This window comes from Candidatus Cloacimonadota bacterium (genome assembly GCA_011372345.1).
In the GTDB taxonomy this organism is placed as follows: domain Bacteria; phylum Cloacimonadota; class Cloacimonadia; order Cloacimonadales; family TCS61; genus DRTC01.
The window spans coordinates 1-3,290 of sequence record DRTC01000013.1; the positions used below are offsets into that span (position 1 = coordinate 1).

Sequence of the window (3,290 nt, forward strand, 5' to 3'; positions counted from 1 at the left end):
AACACGACTCAGCTTGCAAAGATGAGTCGGGTTGACTTGCCATCCCGAGTCGTTCCCTTCATGACCGACTCGTGCTTTTTTACAAGAATTCATTCACCTTCTGGTTACAAAGCCACAAACCACTCTCTGGCTACTAAGCCCCTGCTTGGTAGCCCAGCATGTGCGTATCAAATCCGCCAGTCAGTGGATGGATACGAGAGGATGAGGGAACAGACAAACTTCTTGACAGGAAATAAAGTCGGATGAGTTAAATATATAAGATGAATAATATTAGAATTATAAAAAGTTTTTATACATTCACAAATCGGGTGTACTTTTCCGTCCCTTTGGCGGGTCCGAGAACTTGTTTGTGGATACATAGGTTAGTGAAAATTAGAATTAATAAATATGTGAGGTTAAAATGGTAAAAATCCATTATCCATTTACTGCAATTGTCGGGCAGGAAGAGCTGCTTCTCGGAATTATCCTGAATATCATCAATCCCAAGATGGGTGGATTGTTGATCAAAGGTGTCAAAGGTTCGGGGAAAAGCACGGTAGTTTATTCGATGACAGATATCGTCCCGGAGATTGATGTTTTGAAGGATTGTAAATTCAATTGTGATCCGGAAAAAACGGAATATTGGTGTGAAGATTGCCGGGGAAAATATTCTGAAGAAAAAAAGGAAATTATATCCAAAGAAGTCGTGAATGTTCCGGTTCCGTTGAGTATTACGGAAGACAGACTTCTGGGAAATGTCGATGTCGAACTGCTTTTAAAGGAAGGAAAACATCGTTTTATTCCCGGAATTCTGGCAAAAGCTCATCGTCAAATCCTTTATATAGATGAAGTGAATCTGCTTCCGGATCATATTGTCGATGATATTCTCGACGTTTCAGCAATGGGTTGGAATCGTATTGAACGAGAAGGATTTTCCATTTCTCACCCTTCGGAATTTCTTTTGATCGGAACGATGAATCCGGAAGAAGGAGAACTCCGACCACAAATATTGGATAGATTCCCACTCTCGGTTATGCTCGATTCAGTAACAGATGAAATTCTTAGAAAAGAAATAATCAACCGTAATCTTGCTTATGAAAAGGATCCGGCAAAATTCAGGGAGCAATTCCAACAAGAAACGGAAAACTTGAAGAATTTCATCAAGATTGGAAGAACAATTTTGGAAGAAGTGGAAGTGAATGCTGAATTTTATGATATTGTTGTGAAATTATGTGCAGAAAATAAAGTCGATGGACATCGTGCAGATATCGGGATCATCAAAACAGCCAGAACTCACGCTGCCTTCGAATTGAAAAAACAAGTTGAACTGCGTCACATCAAACAAGCAGCGAAATTCGTTCTCGGACATCGCACACGAGAAGGAGGACTTTCCAAACCATTAACAAAAGCAGAGATAGATGAATTTTTCGATAATCTTAAAGAGAAGGAATTTCCTAAAAAGACAGAGAAAATATACGAAGAAATAAATAAATGTATTAATCTATTTTCCGAAGGAGGTTTGATCCAACAGGAAAAAAAATGATTAGGGCTTTGGAAGATGTTGTAAACTGGCTCGAATCCCAAAGTCCTGAAAAGTTAGAGTCCGATATTCCCAAACTTCCGGTCAGGTTTGCTGAAGATGAGGAATTGACCGAAGAACAGGTTAAACTATTAGAAGAAATGCTTAAAATGTTCGATCAGCATCACGATTCAAAAGAGAATCTACAATACCTGAAAGGAATTTTAAATCTCTTATCCAATCCTGATTCAGAAATTACGATTCCATTATCAGAAAGAGGTATTGGAAAATCATTTTTTATGTTTGATGAAAAAATGTCTATCAAACAAATAATGAAACTTGTAATGGGTGTTATCAAAAATAGAGATATAAAAACAGCGACAAAGAATTTACCGAAATACAGAACAATTATCAAAAAAAATATTTTAAAAAAGGAAGCTGAAACAAAATTTTCTATTGATGCAAAAGATCTACAGAAAATGCGGATGAATTTTGCCAAAAGAGAGAAAACAAAACATTCGGTTCATGGAAAGAACAATCTTTCTCTCGATAATGGAAGAATTATCAGGTTTTCCAAAGAGCGATCTGGAAATATCGCACTCACACCAACGATCTTCAATGCCATCCAAAACGGGAATTACTCCTTAAAAGATAGGAAATTCAATATTCAGACGAAAAATTTCCTTTTTACGAAATATGAAGAAAATGTGATCTATAATATTATGCTCGTGCTCGATACGAGCAAATCGATTTCCTGGGTTATCCCACACATTGAAAAATTCATTTCTTACATTACTTCCAATGTTTCCAATTCCAGAGATAAATTGGGTTTGATCACTTTCAATAACGATCTGGCTCAAATCTATCATTATCCAACTTTGAATGTGAAGCAGGTTATCGGAACAATCAATGAGACGGAAGCAAAAGGTCAGACACCGTTGGGAGAAGGATTGAATCTCGCTTTACAGGTTTTTTCCAAAGATCAATATAAACTTCCTGGAATGAAAAATCTGCTGATCTTGATCTCGGATTGTTTTCCAGAACCTTTGGAAGGAGGTCATAAAGATTTGTTGGAAGAACCTTCTTATAAATTGGTTTTATCCGCATCGAAAAAAATTCGTGATGAAAAACTCGGCTTCATCATTATCAATCCTGCAGCAAAAGATGAAGAAAACGTTAGTTGGGGCAAAAAACTGATTGAGAAAATAATCGACATCACAAAAGCAAAATATATAGAAGTTCATCCCAAAACTAAATTTAACCTGCTTAGAGAAGAAAAAGCTTTTATTGACGAAGAAAAGTTAACCGAATTTTTTGATGCAATGAATGATGTTAAAGTTAATTTATGAATTAAACATTGATTTACTGCAAAATGAAATTAAATTTCACTAACAATACACCCCAAGCTCCGTTCGTGGTGTGCCAAACCGTTATGAATATTTAACAAACCTCCGAGTTTTTCTTAAGGGTCTTTTCTTATTCTGGTGTTATCAATCGTATCCTATGAGGTAATATCTTCACATGTATATTCTTTTTATCCTTTATAAAAGGTATCTCCCCATCGAGATAAAGCGGCAAATCGCGATGTGCCTTAATAAGAATTTCCCTGCCTTTGTATAGATGAGCAACAGGAAGTTCTGTATGCGTGCCCTTCACTGCCTTTGGAATTAATTTGAATATCTTTCTTCGTGAAAGCTTATCAATAATACAAAAATCGAATTCCTCATCATCTATCTTAGCATCCGGAGTAAGATGAAATCTGCCACCGCAGCAAATGCCGTTTCCCACTGTA

The 3,290-nt window shown here is 36.5% G+C and carries 3 protein-coding genes; 2 read left to right on the forward strand and 1 reads right to left on the reverse strand.

Features of this window, described 5'->3' with window-relative positions; translation table 11 throughout:
- The first annotated feature begins 400 nt into the window (after positions 1-400).
- Entirely contained in the window at positions 401-1,522 is a 1,122-nt protein-coding gene (locus ENL20_00210; GenBank protein ID HHE36984.1) for a magnesium chelatase ATPase subunit I, read from the forward strand.
- Positions 1,519-2,847, forward strand: coding sequence for a VWA domain-containing protein (locus tag ENL20_00215; GenBank protein ID HHE36985.1), 1,329 nt, complete (start codon positions 1,519-1,521; stop codon positions 2,845-2,847). Before ENL20_00210 ends, ENL20_00215 begins: the two co-directional genes overlap by 4 nt.
- 127 nt (positions 2,848-2,974) lie before the next feature.
- Here the strand turns inward: ENL20_00215 and ENL20_00220 are convergent.
- Positions 2,975-3,290 (reverse strand): hypothetical protein (locus tag ENL20_00220; protein ID HHE36986.1); only part of this gene is annotated, 316 nt, incomplete at its 5' end.